This is a genomic window from Fictibacillus norfolkensis (genome assembly GCF_014836645.1).
Lineage (GTDB): Bacteria > Bacillota > Bacilli > Bacillales > Fictibacillaceae > Fictibacillus > Fictibacillus norfolkensis.
The window spans coordinates 115437-137734 of sequence record NZ_JACSQM010000006.1; the positions used below are offsets into that span (position 1 = coordinate 115437).

Genomic DNA, 22298 nt, shown 5'->3' on the forward strand with positions numbered 1-22298 from the left:
AAGAAGGTACCTGTCTAAATGCAGGTACCTTTTACTATAAAATCAACCCCATCATTACCGTGTTCTGATAGGTTCCGTAAATAAAATTATCTTGCTTCAGCAAACCTTCCTCTTCAAAACCGAATTTTTTATAAAGGTCGATTGCCTTCGTATTATGCTCGTTTGTTACGAGACTAATCTTTCGCGTGATTCCATTTTGTCTTGCCCACTCTATAAGTTCATTCATCAAAGCTTTGCCTAATCCCAACCCCGCATATTTTTTAGAAACAACAATTCCCAATGTTCCAACATGTTTCGTTCTTTCCTTCTGTGAGGAGTTGATGGTTGCGATCGCAATAATCACAGAATCGATTGTCGCAAGCAGCATGATCGAATTAGGTTCATTTTCGACAGAGACAATGTAATCACTATAATCCTCTATTTCTCGTTTAAATTCGCCAGCTCCGAAGGATAAAAAATCACTTTCACCGCCAACCACATTATAAAAATCGATGATGTTCCCTGCATCATCACTTACAGCTTCGCGAATCTCCACTCTATGGTTGTTTTTCAACATAACATTTCGCATCATTCCATCTTCTTTCTGTTCATATGTATAAGACAAATATAACCTACCAGTCTATTCATCGTACAAGCGAATTATTCATGTTTTTTTGATTAAATTTTTCATGAAAGTAGTAATGCATCTCCTATACCCTCGCATAGAATATGAGGATTTGTTATTTCAATAAAGAATAGGAGAGAAGGAATGAAAACAAAAAAAGTACTGATTGCATTACTGATGTTTGGTTTCATGTTCTTACTAGTTCAACCAGTGAAGGCAGCAGCCTCATCATTTATCGTCATAAATAAGTCAACAAACCAGCTTGCGTATTTTGAGAATAATAAATTATCGAAGGTTTTCAAAGTGGCTACAGGTAAACTGCCATCCTATACACCAGAGGGTAAGTTTAAAATTGTAAACAAGATCACGAATCGGCCATATTATACAGGAAACATTCCAGGTGGAGATCCGCGGAATCCCTTAGGAAACAGATGGTTAGGCTTAAATGCAAATGGAACATGGGGCACGACGTATGCCATCCATGGAAACAATAATGCAAGTTCGATAGGTAAGTATGTAAGCGCAGGCTGTATCCGTATGTACAACAACGAGGTGCAGTGGTTATATGCTAGGATTTCGGTTAATACCCCTGTTGTGATCACAACTTCAGGTAAGTCATTTCCTGCTTTAGCAGCAGCGAATGGATACAAGGTAACAAACAGTTCGACGGTGCCTGTATTCTCAGTCGTTAATCTGAAAAAGGGAAGCCGTGGTGCCGAAGTCATGGAGCTTCAACGAAGGCTTACGAGTCTAGGCTACAGTACAAAAGGGGTCGACGGTATATTCGGAGCCAATACGGATGCCGCTGTTCGCAAGTTTCAAAAAGCTAAGAAGCTCACAGTTGATGGTGTTGTAGGTCCAGCGACAAAGAAGGCTTTGGGGATGTTTTAATAGGGTGTATTGATTAAAAGAGCTCTTTATAGAGTTCTTTTTTATGTAGAAATTACTGTTTGCAAAATGATCTTTTTATTAAGCAGTACTTATAGTAGTATGTCTAAGTAATAGAAAGAAAATTATGGTATTAGGGGATTATTATGGACTTTGAGAAGAAGTTAATCGTCAACTCAGATAAAGAAAATTTGCTAGGCGAGCTTGTTCGTTCAATGAATGAGTGTATCTCATTTTATTTTAGTGTGGCTTTTGTAAATTTTAGCGGTCTTCAGCTTTTGCTTGATCCTTTGAAAGAGGCGCAAGAAAAAGGCGTAAAAGGAAAGATTATTACTTCAACTTACCTAAACTTTACAGAGGCTAAGGCATTAGAAAAAATTAAAGAATTTGATAACGTAGAACTAAAGGTTTTCGTTACAGATAAAGAAGTTGGATTTCATACAAAGGCTTATATATTTGAATACCAGGATTCATTCAAAGTTATTATCGGTTCATCAAATATTACTCAAAGTGCCCTCAAAAGTAACATTGAATGGAATGTTGAGGTTATTGCTAAAGAGGATGCAAATTTTATAAAAAAAGTATTAAAAGAATACAATTCGTTATGGGAATTTAGTGCTGAAGCTAATAATGATTTTATTCAAGATTATGAAGCATTCTTAAAGAGTATTAATAAAACACCAACACAACAAGTTATCTATGAAAATAAAGGCTATATTGTACCTAATCGGATGCAGAAGCGAGCCATAGAGAATCTCGAGAGACTCCGACATTTTGATGAGAAAAAAGCGCTCGTAATTGCTGCTACAGGAACGGGTAAAACATACATGTCAGCTTTTGATGTAAAACGGTACATGCCAAGAAAATTATTGTTCATCGTACACAGAGAAGAAATTCTTAAAAAAGCTAAAGAAACATTTGAAATACTTTTACCTAACGAAGGTCTTACGTTTGGTTTATTAACGGGTAATTACAAACAGAAAAATGTAGATTATGTTTTCGCTACCATTCAAACCCTATCTAAATGCTACCGGGAATTTGATAGAAATGAATTTGAATATCTAATTATTGATGAAGCCCACCACGCTACCAGTCCATCCTATCGAGAGGTCTTAAATTACTTTGACCCTAAATTTACTTTGGGCATGACTGCAACACCAGAGAGAAGTGACAGTGGAAATGTATTTGATCTTTTTGATAATAACGTGGCTTTAGAAGTGAGATTGCATGAGGCTTTAGAGGATGAACTTGTAATTCCTTTTCATTACTTCGGAATAACAGACATTGAAAGTGTAGATCTTAGTGATGTTCATATTGATGACATAGCTGAAATTACTAAAAGATTAAAGGTTAACGAACGTGTAGATTTCATAATTGAAAAGATGGACTTTTATGGTCATGATGGCGATAAAAGAAAGTGTTTAGGATTTTGTGCAAGTATAGAACATGCGCAATATATGGCGGCTGAATTCAATAAAAGAGGCTACAACAGTGTTTGTTTATTTGGAGAGCACTCTCCCCATCAACGAGAAATGTATATTAATAGATTAGAAGAGGACACAGATGAATTAGAATTTATATTTACCGTTGATATCTTCAATGAGGGTGTTGATATTCCTTCTGTTAACTCTGTTTTGATGTTAAGACCAACAAATTCTCCTATTGTTTTTATTCAACAGTTAGGGAGAGGACTTAGAAAGCATGCTAACAAAAGCTTTCTTACAGTGTTAGATTTTATAGGTAATCATAATAAAACATTTTTAATTGCTTTGGCTCTGAACGGAAGTCGCTATTACGATAAAGAGAGTTTAAAGATTGCGCTAGTTACTGGTTTTGCTAATATACCAGGATGTACGCATATCCAAATGGATAAAATCTCGCAAGAAAGAATACTAGAACAAATCGACAAAGAAAATTTCAACTCTATGAAGTATCTAAAGGAAGAATACTTTGAATTTAAGAATTTAAATCAAGGGCATATCCCATATTTATTAATCGATTATCTTAAATATGATGGTGCACCTGATCCTATCAAATTTATTAGTAAAGAAAAATCCTATTTGCAATTTGTAGCAAAAGTAGAAAAGGATGAAAAGTTAAAGACACTTTTGTTAAATGATGTTTTTGAGTCTACTTTAAAAGAGCTATCTAGTCACCTTCCACTTAAGAGGGTTTATGAGTTTGTCATTATAAATTATTTATTAGATCATGAGGAAATTAATATTGGGAAGGCAAAAAATGAAATACTCAAATTGATTAAAAATGTAGATGGAGATAGTATTCTACATGCTTTTGAATGTCTAGATCAGAAATACTCCGACAGTGGACAAAAGAAAAGTAAGCCGCGATTATTTGTTTTAGAAGACGGTAAGTTGACTAAAACTGAACTTTTTACGAGAGTTTTAGAAAATAACGAATACAAAAAGTTCTTAGAAGATATTGTGACTTATGGTATTTTTAGATATGAAAAAGAATACAAAGAAGAATACTATGGTGTTCCGCATTTTAAACTATATGAGCAATATCAGATGATGGACGCTGCATTTCTTTCTAATTACAGAAAAACTCATAGTTCCTTTAGAGGCTCTGGTCTATTGGCAAATGGTAAAGAATACTTTTTGTTTATTGACTTACACAAAGAAGAAGATATTAAAGAAAGTATTAAATATAAAGACAAATTTCTTAGCGAGCAACTCTTTCAATGGCAATCAGTTAACAGTACTACACAACTTTCTGAAAGAGGACAAAATATTATTAAGAATAAACAAAGAGGAGTTAACCTACATCTATTTGTCAGGAAGTATAGAAATTTAGATGGAAAAACGGAACCTTACATTTATATTGGCAAAGGGGACTCGATTGATTACGAAGGTGAAAAGCCGATAACCGTAAAGATTAAACTTGAGAATGAAGTACCTGCTAGTTTATATAATGAATTTACGATAAAAGTATAGACTTCTCAGATGAGAAGTCTATACTTTTATTCGTTTATGAGTTGTTCTACCGCTGGAATATCGGCTGGTGCCCAAATTAATGATGATAAATTTTCTCTCTTTAACCAAATTAGTTTTGAATGTTCTTTAGGGATTGGATTTCTATCAATAATTTTACTTTTGATTGTAATTAGGTTAATCGTAAAATTCTCATATTCATGGGTATGATCGTTAAAGAGAATCTTCGTCTCAATTAAACACCCTAATTCTTCACTAATTTCCCTTTTTAAAGCAGAATATAAGTCCTCTCCCTGCTCTACCTTTCCACCAGGGAACTCCCACATGTTTGGTATTGCCATGTTAGGAGATCTTAAAGCACATAAGATTTCATCATTATCATTTTCAATTATAGCTGCAACTACTTTAACGAGCTTCTTCAATGTTTTCCTCCGAAAATTTTATAGTTAAGATTATCATAACATTTTAGATTATCTAATTCTTCACTAATGAATTTCAAAAAAATTCCGTTGACACTCTCCTCGATATCCAATAAAATGAGAACGAGATTGATAATCATTTTCAATTAAGTTTAATGCTTTAAATATATTTCAAATTATTGTTTTAAAGGAGGGCGAATAAAGTGTCTAGACTGTATGCTGAGCATTTGCAAATCTCATATGGTGAACGAGACATTGTAAAGGATCTTAACATTTCCATTCCAGACGGTAAGATCACGACAATCATCGGACCGAATGGCTGCGGGAAGTCAACGGTTTTAAAAACGTTGTCGCGCATTCTGAGTCCTAAATCCGGTGTGGTTTATCTAGATGGTAAAGCCGTCAGCAAAGAATCTACCAAAAAGATTGCTCAAAAGATGGCGATCCTTCCTCAGTCACCTGATTCACCAGAAGGACTTACGGTCGGTGAACTTGTTTCTTACGGAAGATTTCCTTATCAAAAAGGCTTCGGAAAGCTTACGAAAAAAGATTTTGAAGTAATAGATTGGGCATTAGACGTTACAGGTGTCCTCGAGTTCAAAGATCGATCTGTAGATGCGCTTTCAGGTGGGCAACGCCAGCGTGTATGGATCGCGATGGCATTAGCTCAAGAAACGGATATTATCTTGTTGGATGAACCGACTACATACTTGGATCTGTCTCATCAATTGGAAGTCCTAGAGCTGTTATACCAGTTGAACCGGGATGAGAAGAGAACAATCGTAATGGTCATTCATGATTTGAACCACGCGGCTCGCTTTGCTCACCATATGGTCGCGATGAAAGACGGATCAATCTTAAAAGAGGGTACGGCTGAAGAGGTAATGACACGTACAGTCCTACGCAATGTATTTAATATTGATGCGGAGATCGGTGTTGACCCGAGGACGAGAAAACCTGTATGTCTTACGTATAATCTGATTAAGAATGTAAAGTTAGTTGAGAACTTGGCGTAAATTCGCCTTTCTTTTTTACAGTTAATTGAGAATGATTTTTATTGTCAAATATAGGGGGATAACAAAATGAAAAGAACATCAAAACAATTACTCGTTAGCTTTATGACATTGCTTTTAGTGTTTGTACTAGCTGCATGCGGAAATAAGTCAGAAGAAGGCGCAAGCACAGGTGAGAAGGAATCGTCGAAAAAAGAAACGAGAATCTATAAAGACGAAAAAGGTAAAGAGATTGAAGTGCCAGCTGAACCGAAACGTGTTGCGATGATGGCTGCAACTTATGCAGGTAACTTGCTAGACTTAGGGATTACACCAGTAGCAGTAAATGAATACCCAAAAGCAAACAAGTTTTACGGAAACAAATTAGACAAAGCTGAAGTGGTAACTGCTGATTCATATGAAAAACTACTAGAATTAGATCCGGATCTTATCATTACGTATTCTGATGACAAAAATATTAAGAAATATGAAGAGATTGCTCCAACTGTTACAATGACGTATGACAAGTATGACTACATGGAACAGCACGTAGAGATCGGAAAGATGGTTAATAAAGAAAAAGAAGCAAAATCATGGGTAGAAGAGTGGAAGAAGAAAGCCGCTGATGCACGTGAAAAAGTAAAATCAGCAATCAGTGAAGACAAGACGTTCATGGTTATGGAAGCATACGGAAAAGACATGTATGTTTACGGTAAAAACTGGGGCCGTGGGACAGAAGTTATCTACCAAGCGCTAGAACTTAAAGCTCCTAAGAAGTTAGAAGAAGATGTATTCGGCCCAGGCTGGAAAGCCATTTCTACGGAAGTGATCCCAACATACGCTGGAGATTATATCTTTGTAGGTACAGGAGCAGGAAATCCTGATAACTCATTCATGGAGTCAGATGTGTGGAAAGAGTTGCCGGCGGTGAAGAACGGTAACGCAATTAAGTTTGATTCAGAGTCATTCTATTTCAATGACCCGATCTCGCTAGAAAAAGAACTAGATATTATCGTTGAAGAGTTAACGAATAAGAAATAATAAGCACTTTATAAAAAGGGACAAACGCTATGTTCAAAACAAAAACCAAGCTTATAAAAGAGAATAAAGTGTATTCTAGGCCAGCGGTAGGGACAGCTATTTTATTGTTAGGGTTCGCACTTCTTTTGTTGAGTATCGTTCTTGCGATATCTGTGGGAGCCGCTAAGATTCAGTTTCTAACAGTTTGGAACGCTGTGATCAACTATGATCCTGCTAGGGAAGCTGACCGTATCATTATGAGTCTTCGATTACCGAGAGAGCTTGGTGCAGCAATCGTTGGTGCGGCGTTTGCTGTGAGTGGAGCAATCATGCAAGGGATGACTAGAAACCCGTTAGCAGACCCTGGTCTACTTGGTTTGAACGCGGGAGCAAGCCTTGCTCTTGCTTGTGTGTTTGCTTTTAATACAGGAGCGAACTACCTTACCGTGATGATTCTATCCTTTATAGGTGCAGGAATAGGTGCGATGTTAGTATTCGGACTTGGCTCCATGAGCCGAGGTGGATTGACTCCAATCCGGATTACGTTAGCAGGTGCAGCTGTTTCTGCACTGCTTTCTTCATTAGGAGAAGGTATTGCATTATATTTTAAGCTTTCTCAAGACCTTGCGTTTTGGACGGCAGGTGGTGTGTCAGGCACAAACTGGGATCAGCTGAAAATTATCGTGCCTGTCGTGTTGGTTGGAATTATTGTAGCTGTTATGTTCTCAAGGCAGTTAACCATTTTAAGCTTTGGTGAAGAAGTGGCGAGAGGCCTTGGTCAACGAACCTTATTTACGAAAATAGTTCTCATGACGGTAGTGTTGATCCTAGCTGGCGCAGCAGTTTCACTCGTTGGTGCTATTGCATTTGTAGGTCTTATGGTTCCGCATATCGTTCGGTTCTTAGTTGGAACGGACTATCGGTGGATCATTCCATGTTCCGCAATCTTCGGGAGTGTGCTCATGGTATTAGCAGATACGTTTGCCCGAACGGTAAACGCTCCTTATGAAACACCAGTTGGTGCAGTAGTCGCTATGATCGGGGTCCCTTTCTTCCTCTACCTTGCAAGAAAGGGAGGGAGAAAACTATCATGATGAATGCACACCAGATTAAGAGAGTAAGAGTAACGACGATTGCGGCGATCTTGTTGCTAATAGCCGTGTTTATTATAAGTGTTGCAACTGGTTTTGCTTCCTTAACACCTTCAGAATTATTTCGAACCATAATGGGTCAAGGAACTCCGAGGGAGAATTTAATTCTTTTTGAGTTCCGTTTACCACGTATCATTGTTGCTATTCTTGCGGGGATGGGGCTCGCTGTGTCTGGTGCCATCCTCCAAAGTATCACGAAGAACCCGCTTTCAGACCCTGGTATTTTAGGAATAAATGCTGGTGCTGGTCTGATGGTTGTGGTGTATATCATGTTCTTTACAGTGGAAACCACAAGCTTTTTATATGTACTGCCGTTATTTGCATTATTCGGTGGTATGCTAACAGCGTTTGTGATCTACATCATGTCTTACATAAAAGGCGAAGGTGTTGAACCGACCCGGCTCGTTTTAGTCGGTGTGGGTTTAGCAGCCGCTTTGTATGGAGCAACATTGACACTATCTACGAGATTAGATATGGAAGATTATTCGTTCATGGCGAACTGGATGGCAGGCAGGATTTGGGGCGATGATTGGACGTTTGTTTTATCATTGCTGCCATGGATTTTGCTGCTGATTCCTTATACGTTGTTTAAATCCAATGTATTGAATACGTTGAATTTGCACGAGAACGTATCTGTCGGAGTAGGTGTGAATGTAAGTAGAGAACGAATTTCTTTGATCATGATCTCGGTAGCACTTGCGTCGGCTTCTGTAGCAGTCAGTGGTGGAATTGCTTTTGTAGGATTGATGGCTCCTCATATTGCACGTTCACTAGTAGGTCCGAGACACCAAGTCTTCCTTCCCGTTGCAGCATTAATCGGAGGCATCTTACTCCTGGCTGCTGACACGATCGGAAGAGTAGTATTAGATCCTAGTGGAATCCCAGCAGGAATCATTGTGACCATCATTGGGGCACCGTACTTTATGTATTTATTGGCACGAAAAAATTAGAATCAAATAATCTGTGAAGGTGGTTCTAACTTTATAGGACCACCTTTTTGCTTAAATCCCTACAACCCTCTATAATGCTAGTTAAATGAGGTGAACGTGATGAGACTAGACCATACCGGTATTGCCGTGAGACGAATAGACGAAGCAATTGCATTTTATACGAATGTACTAGGCGGAAAGCTGACTGAACGATATACGAGTGAGAAGCCTGGAGTAGAAACCCACATTGCGGTGATTGAGCTTGAAAATCAGGTGATTGAACTTCTTGAACCTACGAGCAAAACATCTCCGATCGAGCGGTTCATCCGACAGAAAGGAAAGGGTGTGCATCACCTGGCTTATGAAGTGGACGATCTTCTTCAAACGATTGATGACTTTGAAGCTAGAGGGTATACCTTTTTAAAAGATACGTATCGAACAAATCCTTTTGGCAGAAGGTTGATTTATATGAATCCCGCACATTCACAAGGACAGATTATTGAGCTGTGTGATTATCCGGACAAGAAGAAGGAGAACTGACTTGTTAAAAGTAGGTTCTCTTTTTTTTGCCTTTCCAAGCACATGGATTTTCTTTACAATAAGTTATAAGAATATTCTGTAAAGGGTGAAGGTATGAAGTGGACAGGTGATCTTGCACATTTTCCTTATCCGTTTAAAGATTCAACGTATCGTTATTCCAACAATTCAATCCCCATGAAACAGCCTTTAAGCATAGAGGTTACCCCGAGCTACAAAAAAGAGATGCTATTAAAGAGAAAACTATTGAGTGATCACCCAGAACGTTGTTATCAATCGCTGCTACATTCTATGACAGGGCAGTGGGAGATTGTTGAGCTCGTGATCGATCACTTAGTTTCAAAGTACCCACAAGATTTTTCAGTAAAGAAAGAGAATAATAGTTGGATATTTACCAATAAGATATTGGATGAAAAGATTGAATTTATTTTTGGTGAGAAAAACTCTCTTCCATGTGAACCGTTGTTCTTTATTAGTCAGCATGTGCAAGAAGATCTCATTTACATGAGACAGCGTGACGATAATCTGTATTTAGATGCAGGACAGCTTTGTTTTCCTGCCAACTGGTCTCTCGCTTTTAACATAGGAATGAAATTTAAAAGCATTCATCATCCTATTCCAGGCTTTAAGGAAGAAGGGCTAGATCAACGAATTCTACAGTTTCTCATGAGGCTTGAAGCAGGAACACCTTGGGAACGTTTGAATTGGTCGCTTATGGCAGGTGATCGACTTGATACATCGCTTGAAACCTTTGATCAGTGGGGACGTCTCCGTAAACAGGTCACAAGTGAGAACGCAGGTGAGCTTGTCCATATTCGTGTAGAGGTGCAGAAGTTATTCAGGCTACCACGTACAAACAGTATTCTCTTTTCCATTCACACACACTTGCTGGCTCTGGAACAACTAGCAACAAATTCGGAGTGGGTGCAGCAATTTTACGAAATCCTATCTGAACTTCCTGCCCATATTATTGAGTACAAAGGAATCTCTAACTATAAAAAAGCTGTGTTAGAGTATTTAGAGAAACAGCTCCAACAGGTGAAGACGTTATGAGCATTGAGGCAGTCTTCATAAAAGGAAAAAGAAAATATATCTTTTGTTCAGATGAGTATGGATCAAGAGTTTTAAGTAGTGTGTTCGAACACGTGAAGAAAGAGAAGTTGGCTTATGAGTGGTATCATTTTTCTGCTGAAAAAAGGGAGTGGCTAGAAGAATTTCTAAGTAAGCAAAAGATGGGAACTTTTCTTTATGTGGTGCTGCCTTATTCTGAACTTTATACCGTGCAAATGATGGCAAAACGTATCGGCTTCTCGAGTGATGAGACTCAATATATTGGTTATGGTGAGAAGTGGATTAGTATATTCTGTTGCCGTTGTCATGAACTGAACAGAGCAGAAGAACAACAAACTGAATTAACTTGCCATCAATGTAGATTAAAGCTTGAAGTATCAGACCACTATTCTGAACTTCACCATGCATTTTTAGGCTATCCAGCTACAGGTTAGGAGGGAGTCTATTTGTCCATTGAACCTACTTTATTTGTACGGATTACCTCTATAGAAAAGATAACGAAGCAGGTTAAGAAGTTTACGATGTCATCAGAAACGGGAAAGGGACTTCCGAAATTTAGTGGAGGTACGCATGTTTCTACTTACCTAAAGACACGGTCAGGACTTATTGTGAGACAGTACTCTTTAGTAAGTCATCCAGATGATAGTACGAAATATGAAATTGCTGTTCGATTAAGTGAGGATTCTAAAGGCGGCTCATTTTACTGGCACCAGGAGATGAAAGTGGGAGATCGACTTCAGATCAGTTCCCCAAGGAATCATTTTTATCTTAGCTTTAAAGCGAAACATCATGTGTTTTATGCGGCGGGCATCGGGATTACCCCATTCCTTTCTATGATGCAGGATCTCTCAGCAAAAGGACAAACCTTTGAACTTCATTACGCCTCTAAATCTGAGGATAGCTGTGCTTTTCATCCATACATAAAAAAGCACTATCCGATTCAAAGCCACTTCTACTTTTCCGATCAACAACAACGGTTGCAAATCACCTCCTTAGAAAATCATCCAATCGGAACGCATGTTTATTTTTGTGGACCTGAAGGGTTTATTGAACAGTTTAGGATAGCAGCAGGAAAGCTAGGATACCCTGAATCTTCCGTGCACTATGAGCGATTCCTACCAACTCAAAATAAGGCAATGAAAGCATTCAAAGTGATTCTTCAAAATGGGAGTGAACTAATAGTAGAAGAGAAACAAACCCTTCTAGAAGTTTTGTTAGCAAATGGTACTTACATTCCCTACTCATGTAGAGTAGGTAGATGTGGTACATGTGAAATTCCAGTAGCTGAAGGAAAGATTGAACATTTTGATGATTTTCTTAGTGAAGAACAAAAGAATGAGCAAAATTGTATCTTGGCATGTGTTTCACGTGGCTGTTCAGATAAACTAGTATTAAAGATATAATTCAGGAAAATAGTGAGGATATTATGTACGGGAAAAACGGCTTCACCTCTTATCAGTATTCTGGCTTATATGATTAGAGATATTAAACCAGCCATCTACCATGAAAAATATAGAAAAGACTTTGAAAAGCTCAATCAAAATAATTCAACAGCTGCAAGCTAAATCTTATTAAAAGTGCTTCACTAGGTGTATAATTTAAAAAGTTAATGTAAGGGGAGTCTGACTGAATTTTTTCAGCAGACTTTTTTATTTTATAAATGATAGGAGTTTTTATTTGTGAAGCACCGCAGATTGTTAGTCTACCTTGTTGCACTTGCTGCGTTTCTCGGTCCTTTTTCTCAAACGATCTACGTACCTCTTATTCCTGAGGTGACGAAAGAACTTCATACAACACCTTTCTTGGTTAACTTTTCGATCTCGATCTATACGATTTTCCTTGCTTTGATGCAGATGATTTATGGACCACTTACGGATTCAATCGGACGGCGTAAAGTGATGCTATCAGGCATCCTGATCTATTTAGTAGCTACGATCGGATGTTATTTTTCTTCATCCATTGAATTTCTTTTAGTGTTTCGCTCTCTGCAAGCCATCGGAATTGCTGCGGGTTCCGTTGTAGCAGTAACGGTTATTGGTGATCTGTTCGAAGGAAAAGATCGGATCCAACCTATGGGAACGTTTCAAATGATGGTATCACTAGGACCAGTTTTAGGTCCTGTAGTTGGTGGTTTTTTAAGTGCTTCATTTGATTTTCATATGATTTTTATTGCATTAATCTGTGTTGGATGTATCATCTTTGCAGGAAATTTCATCTTTCTGCACGAAACAAAACCAAGTACATCAAAAAAACAGAACTTCAGATTAAAAGATTTTCTTACGATTCTGCAAAACCGTATAGGGTACACAGTAATCGGTTTAGGATTCATTCAATACTACGCTCTGTATAACTTTTTAGTATTTCTACCCGCTATTATGAGTGAAAGATACGCATTGTCTGTTGAACAGAAAGGTCTTGTGTTTCTGCCACTATCACTAGGAATCGTAGTGGGAAGCTTTATTGGCGGCAAAATGAGAAAATATAATGAAAGAAAAGTGATTGTATACTCTGCCTTTTTGAACGTTATTTCTTTATTTTTATTTATCCTAGTCTCGAACGTGTCGCTCATCTTATTGATCATTTCGATCTCATTCTTTGGACTATTCTTAGGGATGTCACTACCCGTTCAGACAGCTCTTCTTACACAAGAGTTTCAATCCAATCGTGCTACAGCAATCGGTGCATATAACTTTTTCAGATACATGGGGATGTCGATCGGACCCCTCTTAGGGAGTTTCCTTTATCACCTTGGGAGTTACGGTTTGGTATATGGATTTGTAGATGTAATCCTACTCCTTTTTGTCATTTTAATGAAAAACCATTTAATACAAAATAAAAAATCTACGAATTAGATTTTGAAGTAACGATTTAGGGTATATTGAATCCATATCGTTCTTGCTGTAAGCTAAGATTAAACAAAAGTTAGACAGGATGTATGAGTATGTATCTTACAATAAAAGAAACGGCTGAATATTTATCAATGCCTGAAGCGTTAGTTGAAAGCTTAGTTCAGCAGAATAAAATCCGTACCATTTTTGACGGTAACCAGCACCTTATTAATAAGGAACAGTTCAATACTCATTTTGAGCAGTTAGAAAAGTATAAGAAAATGGTTGAGGAGTATTTGAGTGAACCCATTCCTGAAGATTGGGATGCTAAAGACGAAGATTAAAGTAATGATAAATTAGGGTAGATGGGGAGAGTGGAAAAGAGATGCATAGAGATAAGGCGCTGCATTCTTTTTTAATTGAAAAAACATGGCAGTTGACGGAAGATTGGTATCAATCAATTGATAAATCAAAGGCCGCGGGGGTATACGCTTCCACAAATCCCAAGACGATTGAAACGCTAAAAAAGCAAAATCACGAATTTCACGAACATTTTTGTGAGGTTTTTGTAACGGAAGAAAGTAAGTTTCTAAAAGACTTTGAAAGATGGGTGCTTATGATTGCTCGAGACGATGAGCATTTAAACACGCCTGTTACAGTGATTATGAAAGAATTCTTCAATGTACAAAAACAATATTTAAATCTCATACAAGAATTTGTTAGTCTTCATCAAGGGGAATATCCACAATCTATCATAGATGCTTGGAACAAGATTATTATTGATACATTTAATAAAATTGTGACATGGTTTGTTGAAGAAAACCAAAATTATAGCGAAGAAAAATTAATTGCGCAGCAAGAGATGATCAATGAGCTCAGCTCACCCGTCATCGCACTGAACAATCATATGGGTCTTCTTCCATTAATCGGTATGATCGATACACAAAGAGCCAAGTATATCGTTGAAAACACACTAGCACAATGTACAGAAAAAGAGATCACACATCTTTTTATCGATCTCTCTGGTGTATTAATCATTGATACGATGGTCGCTCAGCAGATTTTCTCTCTCATTGAAACGCTTGGTCTTATCGGAGTAAAGTCAACCTTGTCTGGCATCCGGCCTGAAATTGCAATGACCGCTATTCAATTAGGTTTATCCTTTGAGAAAGTTTCCATTAAATCGAACCTCGCTCAAGCGATCGGTTCACAACAATAACTTTAATATATGAATAAAAGACCAGGGTAACCTGGTCTTTTATTATTTTCGTATATCAGAATTTGGCCATGCCACCTCCTCATAAACTTTAAAATGTAATTCATTTTCTTAAAAGGGTGTTGAGGATGGATATCTTTCAAGGTTTAACGGGGGAAATTGTTTTACCGGATGATCCGCAATATGACGCTGCACGTCAAGAATGGAACAGAGCGATTCAAAAATTTCCTAGCGTAATTGTTTACTGTTCAGAATATGAAGATGTAAGCCATGCCATTTTGTGGGCACAAAAATATGGTAAGGATATCAGAATTCGATCAGGGGGTCATCATTATGAAGGCTATTCGACTGGTAATGGTGTTTTGGTCATCGACATCAGTCGGGTGAATGATGTAGCTGTTAATGAGGAAGACGGAACGGTTAAAGTTCAAGCAGGTATTCAAAACAAAGATCTCTATCAAGCGGTAGGTTCTAGAGGATATCCATTTCCAGGAGGAACTTGTCCGACTGTAGGCGTAAGTGGTTTTGTGCTTGGTGCAGGATGGGGCTTCTCTAGCCGTTTATTTGGCTTAGGTTGTGACAGCTTGGTGGAACTAGAGTTAATCAACGATAAAGGTAAGTTATTAAAAGTGAATGAAACAGAAAATCGTGATCTGTTCTGGGCATGCAAAGGTGCAGGAGGAGGCAACTTTGGAGTAGTCGTCTCCATGACGTTCAAACTTCCTCCTAAAGTCGATCAAGTGATATTGTTTGAGCTCTATAAGCCTAATGCCACAACAAAGGAGCTAGGCAAATTTTTGAGAATATGGCAGAAGTGGCTAGTGAATTTAGATGAACGAATGTGTTTGAATGCTAGGATGTATAACGCTGCGTCTGAAGGACTTGCTATCTTTGGCAGGGGATTTTTTTATGGAACCAAGGAAGAAGCATTGAAACTGTTAGATGTTTATAAAAAAATAGACGGATTTCAAATCAATGCTAAATCTCTAACATTTTTAGAAGCTGTCACGGAGGTACAGTCTACTTATCCGCCATATGAAAAGTTTAAATCTACTGGACGCTTTGTATATAAAGAATACGATCGAGAAGAAGTGGAAGCAATCGTGAATCTTGTGAAAAAGCGTGCGGAAGGTTCCGTGTTTGCAGCACTCACCGTGTATGCAATGGGAGGTAAGATTCGAAATGTCGATAAAACAGAGTCTGCTTTTTATTACCGAAAAGCACGTTATATCTTAGGCATCCAATCCGTATGGGAAGATCCAGCCGTCGCAGAAGAAAATAGAAGATGGGTGGAAAAAAGGTTCAGATATTTGAAGACCATCACTAAAGGGTCATTTGTTAATTTTCCATACAGTGAACTGAAAGACTATGAAAAAGAGTATTTTGGCAGAAATGTTGAGAGACTTCAACGAATCAATCAAAAATACGATCCTAAAAGAGTGTTTGCTTTTCCGCAATCCATTCATTGATATAAACTGTAGGTAGAGTGCTGCATTACAAAAGGAGTTTGTTTCATTGAAAATATTTAAAAGTATACTATTTCTCGCAGTCCTTGCATCTATCTTTTATCTGATCACATTGGAATGGAAAAAGAGGAATACACCACTGCCTACTGAATTGCATCCGATTGTGGCAGAGAACCGTGATCTTTTAATACAAAAAGCGTCTGAAAAAGGAATTAATATTGTAATAACCGATGATTTTCGATCCGCAGCAGAACAGGATCGGCTGTATGAACAAGGCCGTTCAAGAGAAGGGACTATTGTGACCCATGTTGAAGGTGGCGAATCTTATCATAACTACGGTCTAGCGATTGATTTTGCTCTTAAGCTGGATGATGGCTCGGTGGTCTGGGATCTCAAACGAGATGACAATGGGAATGGACAGTCGGATTGGATGGAAGTGGTTGCGATTGCCAAAGATTTGGGCTTCGAGTGGGGTGGAGATTGGGCTGGTTTTAAGGATTATCCGCACCTTGAGATGGACTTTGGGTTGAGTATTCGAGAGTTGCAGTATGGTGAAAGGCCTCCAGCTAACATTAGGAACTAAGGGAAGTCCTTAGTTCTATTTTTCTGTTCACTTTTAAAAGTGGTGAATAAAGTACTATTTAAACTGGTTTATTTTAGGAGAAAAAGGGGTATATTCTACGTGGAAAATTATAACTATTAATGGTATTTTTATATAATGTTAGGGAATTTGACCTGATGAATAAGTAACTAGGCGATGTGGAGGTATAGGTGTGGGATTTTCAGATGATTTAAGTGCTATCTATAGTAGCTTATCAAGTCGCACTGCGGCCATTGATGAAAAAATTTCGAGGCTGCAGCGAGCTAAAGGTGAGATTAATCAAGAACAGAACACGAGTATGCAAGAAATTCGTAAGATACTAGAACCAGAGCTTGGTAGTTTGTGGATGGGAAATCGAGCGAACGCCTTTGACCAATCGAGAGAAGAAGCATATAAGATTATGCAAGATATTGTAAACGATGACTATGAGGATTATCAACAAAAGATTGGTGTCGTAATCGGTTTATTAAAAATTGAAAGAGAATCTTTAAGTGTTATTGGAGGTTTAGCGAATGAGGCTAGTCAATTGCTAGACAAGGGAGAAGATGCTCTTGAGGAACTAGGAAGCCGAATTGATGATCTGAAAAGGAGGATCTTTTAATGCAAACCATAAAGCTACAATTTCATGATGTTACTCAACAACTGGGTGAAACACAGAAAGCGCTTGATGCTCTTACTCTTCCGAGTCCTTCAGCTGAAGCACTTGGAAAGAATGAACTTCAGTTTACGAAAGAATTTCTGGAGCGTGAAGAAAATCTTCATAAGATGATCCTTGAGTACATGAATGTGGTAACAAAAAATATTGAGGATACAAAAGCAAATATTGAGATTCTAAAGAATCAGGATGAAGCGATCTTTAGAAATAAATAGAAAGAGGGCATCTGGAAAATGAGAAGTCATGTACTTGAAGCTTCAACTTTAAATGCTGCAACTGGAGAAAGAGCCCATCAATATGAAAGATTAAGAGAGCAGTTTCAATCCTTAAAAACAGAGCTTGCTAAGATTGCAGACGACAGTGACTTTCAAGGTAAGGGAGCTGAAGCCATTAAGGGCTTTTATCAGGGGCAAATTGATGTAGTAGATGCATGGATACAATTGATTGATATAAATGTGTTATTCTTCAAAGGAATTCCAGGTGATACAGAGGAAGTCGATCTTTCGGGGGATACGGTTGTTCAGGTTCCATTTTTAGAGGAGAACGTAGAACGAGCGGGGAGAATGGCAAAAGATATAGTTGCAGATCAACAGGATGCGCTACAAAGCATTTTTAGCGACATCAGTGATCTGGTCTCTCTTTCTGTGTTCTCAAAGGATGCTTTTGAAGACGAAATGCATAAAGCTGAAAAGCGTCGATCAGAAACGGTTGAAAAGGTTAATGAGTTAGATCAAAGATTAACCGATGAATATGCTGTGTCTCAAGGACAAGAACAATATATTTATGCACTATTTGCTCAATTAATGGAGGCGACACGTCAAGGTGAAACCATATCACCGTTATACTTTAATGCGGAAGCTTACCATAACAGCGAAGTCTACAAAGCAATCACCAAAGTAAATGAAGAGAATGACAAGTACATAAACTTTAAGAAGGAACAAAAAGAAGCAAGAGAGATACAAAAAGAAATGGAAGAGATGGAGAACCGTCCATGGTATGAAAAAGCATGGGATACGGTCTCTACCTTTACTGGGGAAGTCACAGGGTATTATGATTCCATCCGTGCATCAACAGGTGTTGACCCAGTTACAGGAAGAAAGCTTTCGGAAGCCGAACGCATTACAGCAGGTGCAATGGCAGCAGCTGGATTTATACCGGTCATCGGCTGGGCTGGAAGAGCGGTTAAGGGTGGATCCGCTATTTATAAAACAGTAAAAGCCGCAAATACTGCCGATCACATGCTCGATTCATATAAAACAGCTCAAGGTCTTACGAGACTTCAAAAAGCAGAATACGGTATTTATGGCCTTGTATCTGCAAATGGATTCGGCGAGTATTTTACAGGTAAAGATATGTTCGGAAATGAGTTGTCAGAAGAGCAAAGAAATCAAAGTCTATTTAATGCGTTTGCAATTGCAGGTGTGGGTAGTGCGGGGTATGCGTTGGATCGTATGGATATTGGTAAGGTGCTGCAAAATAGGATTCCGTATAGTACTCAATATGCTAAGCAGCAAGTAGGCAAAGCGCAGGAGCTGAAAAGTGTTAAAAAGAATATAGTCAATCAAAACATCCCTGTAATATCTGGGCCAGAAGAGCTAGCAACTAGTATGGGGTCTAAAACTGTTGCTTCAGATACAAAGAATATTAAAAAAATAATTCAACATGCTTCTAAGACTAAAACAAGTGCTAGTAAAAGAACTAATGATAGCTATTCAACACGAATTGATAGTATGGTAAAAGTAGTTGATAAAGCACCTTTACCCTCAAGCATTGGAAGTACTTTTAAAAGTGCAAATTATAGAACAGTTATTACAAAAGAAAAGATTACGGTTTATAGAGCATTTGGAGGAAATGCAGACGCTGGAGGATCATTTGTAACAACTGCACCTGCATCCAATAAAATTCAAACTAAAATTGATTTAGCGTTGCTTCCTGAATGGAAGAACACACGAAGCTATGAAGCGATAATTGAAATACCAGAGGGGATAATTCTAAATATTGGGAGAGCAGAAAAACAATATACTAAATCAGGTGCAATGCTTAAAGGAGATGAAGATCAAGTTTTGTTACCTTTAAATTACCCTCTAGATTGGATCAAGGAAATTAGACATATACCTTCAAGATAGGAGATTTATTATGCAAAATCAGATATTGATTAAAGAACAAATTAAAAAAGTAATTGACATAGTAATTGAAAAAAAGACAATAAGAGAGCATGAATTTCTTGATACATTATTGGAGAAATTAGAAAAGTTATTAGGTTTAATTGGTAAAGAAAGCATTGAAGATACAAGTGTGAATTCGGGGATAAATGGAGCGTTGCGTGCTTATTTTGATACTGACCTCGTTGAAAGTTACGATGAGCCACTTGTTATTGAGCTTGATAAATTAGAATTGATGTTACGATAGAAAAAATAGCAAGGGCATCATGTCGATATATTTCTGTTAACCTTGTTGTTTCAGATTCTGCTTTAAACGATTGGAATTACATGGCTAAAGCAGATCAACATGGTGAGTGGTTATGTAAACAAATTGGATATACTCAAGGACTGTTAGATGAAAACTATTTTAGTTGGGGAAAGGTCATTCAATGGGAAGATTTCAGGTCTCACCAGACACAAATTAATATACTCTATAACAATTAGGTTTAAAGACTTTTTTGTTAGAGTTGCTTAGATAATTATAGTAAGTTTAAACGCACAAATGAAAATTGGTCAGCATTGCTATTAAAAGAAGAGTTTTACATGGATGCTAAATCATATGGATATCATATGGATATCATATTGGAAGATGGTAAGGTATGAATAAAAATGATCTAAAAGATAAACTTGAAAGTTTGGGAATTGAGAAAAATGATTATAATCTAGCAGAAAAACCGATTCGTGAATTAGAAATGGGTTTAATAAAAGATACTAACCAATGGAAGGTATATCAATCCTTGGAAAAAGGGGGAAATAATATTATAGAAACTTTTGAAAATGAAAGTGATGCATATGAATTGTTACTAAAATACTTAGTGATGAGAAAAAACAGAAAAGAAAGAAATAGGTAATATTTTCTTTTGAAAAGTTACGAATATAGAAGATGTTAAATAGAACACGGGAGCATCGATGAGAAAAGTGGAAGAAAACGATGTCAAAAAAATGATTAATATTTTACAGTGTAATCTTGGACAAGAGTATGCAGTTCTAAAAAAACAAGATGAGGATAGTATTCATGTTTATAAAAAAATAAAAGATGAACTTTCACAAGAAGTGTATCTAGAGCTTGAAATGGACGATGTAAAAAATGAATATAGACTATTTCTTGTACAAAAAGGAAAAAAATTCGAAAAGGGTACATTTGAAAATAAACCTGATAGTATATGCGGTTTAGGTATATATGCTGAATCTGTATTAGGTGTTTATACACGAGATCAAACAACACAGAATGAAATATTAAATTTGGAAAAAAATCAATTAGATTTGTTAAATCAGATATTGAAGTTAAACGTTGGTGAAAAGTATTACTCCATTTCTATAGAAAAAAAAGGACTAATTAATTTAGAAAAGTTAAACAACGGAAGCTTTAACATATACTATTTGTCAATTGATGAAAATAAGATCATTTTAGTTGAGAACAGAGAAGCACCAAGTGCTTTCTTAGTTTTGTATAATTTTTCATCAAGGTTAAAACACTTTAATGACTTGTGTATAAAGTGGGAAAATGATGTTAACTTAAAATTATTAACAAAAGAAAAAATTAAAATATTATATCTAGGTAAGTAATAGAAATGGTATTGAAAAGTAAGGGCATCACTCGATATATTGAAACAAAAGTTTCTATGAAAAAATTTGCAATTTGAAAGAATGATTAGATATGAATCAATATCAGCTTATTACTGCTACCAATCTATTAGGTTTAAAGATTAAAATTATAAATGAAAGTATAGAAGAGGTTGAACAGCCTTATGAAAACTATCTTCAGGTATTGAAGGATGGTCTTTCTTGGGAGTATTCTGAAGTTAATTTTGAAAGAAAACCAGGTCCTCAAAAAGAAAATATCGCTAATTTCAATGATGAAGAGCAGGCTTTACAATATTTCTTTATACACTTATTAAAGAAATCCTATTTCAAAGAGATATTTCCTCCTAATAATCCAGCACATCAAATTAATGATTTAAATGAACTAACACAATACTTATATGCTTTAGGCGTTACAGATGAATATTTTAGTTTTGACCATGTTAAACCAATTGAAATTTATGGTGATTTGGATAGCAATCATCACATAGAGATAAGTTTTATTAACAGTTTGAACCAAAAGAGTTTTACTACAATGCCATTACCTACAAAAAGGGAAATATTTGCAATGTATAGATTTACATATTCTCTATTTTTGCTTAAGCAAGTAGAGAAGAGGTTACTAGAGGAAAACATTATAAATAAGGCATTTAGTGATAAGGATATTGAATTATTTATTAAATAATTCTTTCAGAGAAGAATTCTAGGTATTTTTAAAGGTTGAGATTTATGTTTCGTAAAGGAACCTACGTAAGATATAAAGGGAAAGAATATAAGTTTACTGAAGCAGAAGAACAAGAGAAAATTAATTAGTTATCATCCTAATGAAAAGGGCTTTGTGTTATATTCTCCGGGAGTATTTACTAAAGAAGTAAAAGTAAGCGATGTAGATGAAATGTATTATATTGATCCACTCTTTAATTATGAAGGTGAGTGGTTTAAAGGATCGAAATTAGGTAATGAACAGTTAATAATATCTACACCAGATGCAAAGATAGCAGAAAAGCTAGGCTTTGAGAGAACAGATAAATATTTATATACAAAGAATGTAGAGTGGGAAGAAGTAGATATTATTGAGAGTAAGATATCCTTTGAATTGAGCTGAATAACCCAGAACGCTTTATAAAGGTGAATAACTTGGCTGATAATAATTTTAATATTAATGTTCATGGAGAATTTCTTGATAAC

General features: G+C 36.8%; 25 protein-coding genes. 23 read left to right on the forward strand and 2 right to left on the reverse strand.

Features of this window, described 5'->3' with window-relative positions; genetic code table 11:
• Positions 1-34: 34 nt before the first annotated feature.
• Positions 35-604, reverse strand: a complete 570-nt coding sequence (locus H9648_RS14270) for a GNAT family N-acetyltransferase (protein ID WP_225218908.1) — start codon at positions 602-604, stop codon at positions 35-37.
• Between the two features lie 144 nt (positions 605-748).
• Between H9648_RS14270 and H9648_RS14275 the strand changes: the two genes are divergently transcribed.
• Positions 749-1495 (forward strand): L,D-transpeptidase family protein, encoded by a 747-nt coding sequence (locus tag H9648_RS14275; protein WP_191754470.1) that lies wholly within the window; start codon positions 749-751, stop codon positions 1493-1495.
• Between the two features lie 143 nt (positions 1496-1638).
• Positions 1639-4446, forward strand: a complete 2808-nt coding sequence (locus H9648_RS14280) for a DEAD/DEAH box helicase (protein ID WP_191754471.1) — start codon at positions 1639-1641, stop codon at positions 4444-4446.
• Between the two features lie 26 nt (positions 4447-4472).
• Here the strand turns inward: H9648_RS14280 and H9648_RS14285 are convergent, their stop codons facing one another.
• Positions 4473-4865, reverse strand: a complete 393-nt coding sequence (locus tag H9648_RS14285; RefSeq protein ID WP_191754472.1) for a (deoxy)nucleoside triphosphate pyrophosphohydrolase — start codon at positions 4863-4865, stop codon at positions 4473-4475.
• Between the two features lie 200 nt (positions 4866-5065).
• On the opposite strand from H9648_RS14285, the gene H9648_RS14290 reads away from it, so the two are divergent.
• The 21 genes from H9648_RS14290 to H9648_RS14390 all read left to right on the forward strand — a co-directional run bounded on the left by H9648_RS14290 (position 5066) and on the right by H9648_RS14390 (position 22215).
• Entirely contained in the window at positions 5066-5878 is an 813-nt protein-coding gene (locus H9648_RS14290; RefSeq protein ID WP_191754473.1) for an ABC transporter ATP-binding protein, read from the forward strand.
• Positions 5879-5944: 66 nt separating this feature from the next.
• Entirely contained in the window at positions 5945-6895 is a 951-nt protein-coding gene (locus H9648_RS14295; RefSeq protein WP_191754474.1) for an iron-hydroxamate ABC transporter substrate-binding protein, read from the forward strand.
• Between the two features lie 29 nt (positions 6896-6924).
• Positions 6925-7968, forward strand: coding sequence for a FecCD family ABC transporter permease (locus H9648_RS14300; RefSeq protein WP_191754475.1), 1044 nt, complete (start codon positions 6925-6927; stop codon positions 7966-7968).
• The gene (locus tag H9648_RS14305; RefSeq protein WP_191754476.1) at positions 7965-8975 is read left to right on the forward strand and encodes a FecCD family ABC transporter permease; all 1011 of its coding nucleotides are present in this window, start codon (positions 7965-7967) and stop codon (positions 8973-8975) included. The genes H9648_RS14300 and H9648_RS14305 overlap by 4 nt, the downstream gene beginning before the upstream one ends.
• Positions 8976-9074: 99 nt before the next feature.
• Positions 9075-9494 (forward strand): VOC family protein, encoded by a 420-nt coding sequence (locus H9648_RS14310; protein ID WP_191754477.1) that lies wholly within the window; start codon positions 9075-9077, stop codon positions 9492-9494.
• 93 nt (positions 9495-9587) lie between these two features.
• A complete protein-coding gene (locus tag H9648_RS14315) occupies positions 9588-10544 on the forward strand; it encodes a heme-dependent oxidative N-demethylase family protein (RefSeq protein WP_191754478.1) in 957 nt (318 codons plus the stop codon).
• Positions 10541-10996 (forward strand): dimethylamine monooxygenase subunit DmmA family protein, encoded by a 456-nt coding sequence (locus tag H9648_RS14320; RefSeq protein ID WP_191754479.1) that lies wholly within the window; start codon positions 10541-10543, stop codon positions 10994-10996. Before H9648_RS14315 ends, H9648_RS14320 begins: the two co-directional genes overlap by 4 nt.
• Positions 10997-11008: 12 nt before the next feature.
• A complete protein-coding gene (locus H9648_RS14325) occupies positions 11009-11965 on the forward strand; it encodes a PDR/VanB family oxidoreductase (RefSeq protein ID WP_191754480.1) in 957 nt (318 codons plus the stop codon).
• Between the two features lie 276 nt (positions 11966-12241).
• Positions 12242-13414 (forward strand): MFS transporter, encoded by a 1173-nt coding sequence (locus H9648_RS14330; RefSeq protein ID WP_191754481.1) that lies wholly within the window; start codon positions 12242-12244, stop codon positions 13412-13414.
• A gap of 89 nt (positions 13415-13503) precedes the next feature.
• Positions 13504-13734, forward strand: coding sequence for an excisionase family DNA-binding protein (locus H9648_RS14335; RefSeq protein WP_191754482.1), 231 nt, complete (start codon positions 13504-13506; stop codon positions 13732-13734).
• Positions 13735-13775: 41 nt separating this feature from the next.
• Entirely contained in the window at positions 13776-14609 is an 834-nt protein-coding gene (locus H9648_RS14340; protein WP_191754483.1) for an STAS domain-containing protein, read from the forward strand.
• 125 nt (positions 14610-14734) lie between these two features.
• The gene (locus H9648_RS14345) at positions 14735-16075 is read left to right on the forward strand and encodes an FAD-binding oxidoreductase (RefSeq protein ID WP_191754484.1); all 1341 of its coding nucleotides are present in this window, start codon (positions 14735-14737) and stop codon (positions 16073-16075) included.
• Between the two features lie 46 nt (positions 16076-16121).
• Positions 16122-16655: a M15 family metallopeptidase gene (locus H9648_RS14350; protein WP_191754485.1), complete on the forward strand. Its 534-nt coding sequence runs from the start codon at positions 16122-16124 to the stop codon at positions 16653-16655.
• A 190-nt stretch (positions 16656-16845) separates the two neighbouring features.
• Positions 16846-17274, forward strand: a complete 429-nt coding sequence (locus H9648_RS14355) for a YwqH-like family protein (RefSeq protein ID WP_191754486.1) — start codon at positions 16846-16848, stop codon at positions 17272-17274.
• On the forward strand, positions 17274-17543 hold the full coding sequence (locus H9648_RS14360) for a DUF5344 family protein (protein ID WP_191754487.1): 270 nt from the start codon (positions 17274-17276) through the stop codon (positions 17541-17543). Before H9648_RS14355 ends, H9648_RS14360 begins: the two co-directional genes overlap by 1 nt.
• 18 nt (positions 17544-17561) lie before the next feature.
• On the forward strand, positions 17562-19454 hold the full coding sequence (locus H9648_RS14365; protein WP_191754488.1) for a ribonuclease YeeF family protein: 1893 nt from the start codon (positions 17562-17564) through the stop codon (positions 19452-19454).
• Between the two features lie 10 nt (positions 19455-19464).
• Positions 19465-19737, forward strand: coding sequence for a hypothetical protein (locus tag H9648_RS14370; protein ID WP_191754489.1), 273 nt, complete (start codon positions 19465-19467; stop codon positions 19735-19737).
• Between the two features lie 391 nt (positions 19738-20128).
• Positions 20129-20380 carry a hypothetical protein gene (locus H9648_RS14375; protein ID WP_191754490.1) on the forward strand — a complete coding sequence of 84 codons (252 nt, stop codon included), beginning with the start codon at positions 20129-20131 and terminating at the stop codon, positions 20378-20380.
• A gap of 58 nt (positions 20381-20438) precedes the next feature.
• Positions 20439-21095, forward strand: a complete 657-nt coding sequence (locus tag H9648_RS14380) for a hypothetical protein (protein ID WP_191754491.1) — start codon at positions 20439-20441, stop codon at positions 21093-21095.
• 91 nt (positions 21096-21186) lie between these two features.
• Positions 21187-21795, forward strand: a complete 609-nt coding sequence (locus H9648_RS14385) for a hypothetical protein (protein WP_191754492.1) — start codon at positions 21187-21189, stop codon at positions 21793-21795.
• Between the two features lie 153 nt (positions 21796-21948).
• Entirely contained in the window at positions 21949-22215 is a 267-nt protein-coding gene (locus tag H9648_RS14390; RefSeq protein WP_191754493.1) for a hypothetical protein, read from the forward strand.
• The last annotated feature ends 83 nt before the right edge of the window (positions 22216-22298 follow it).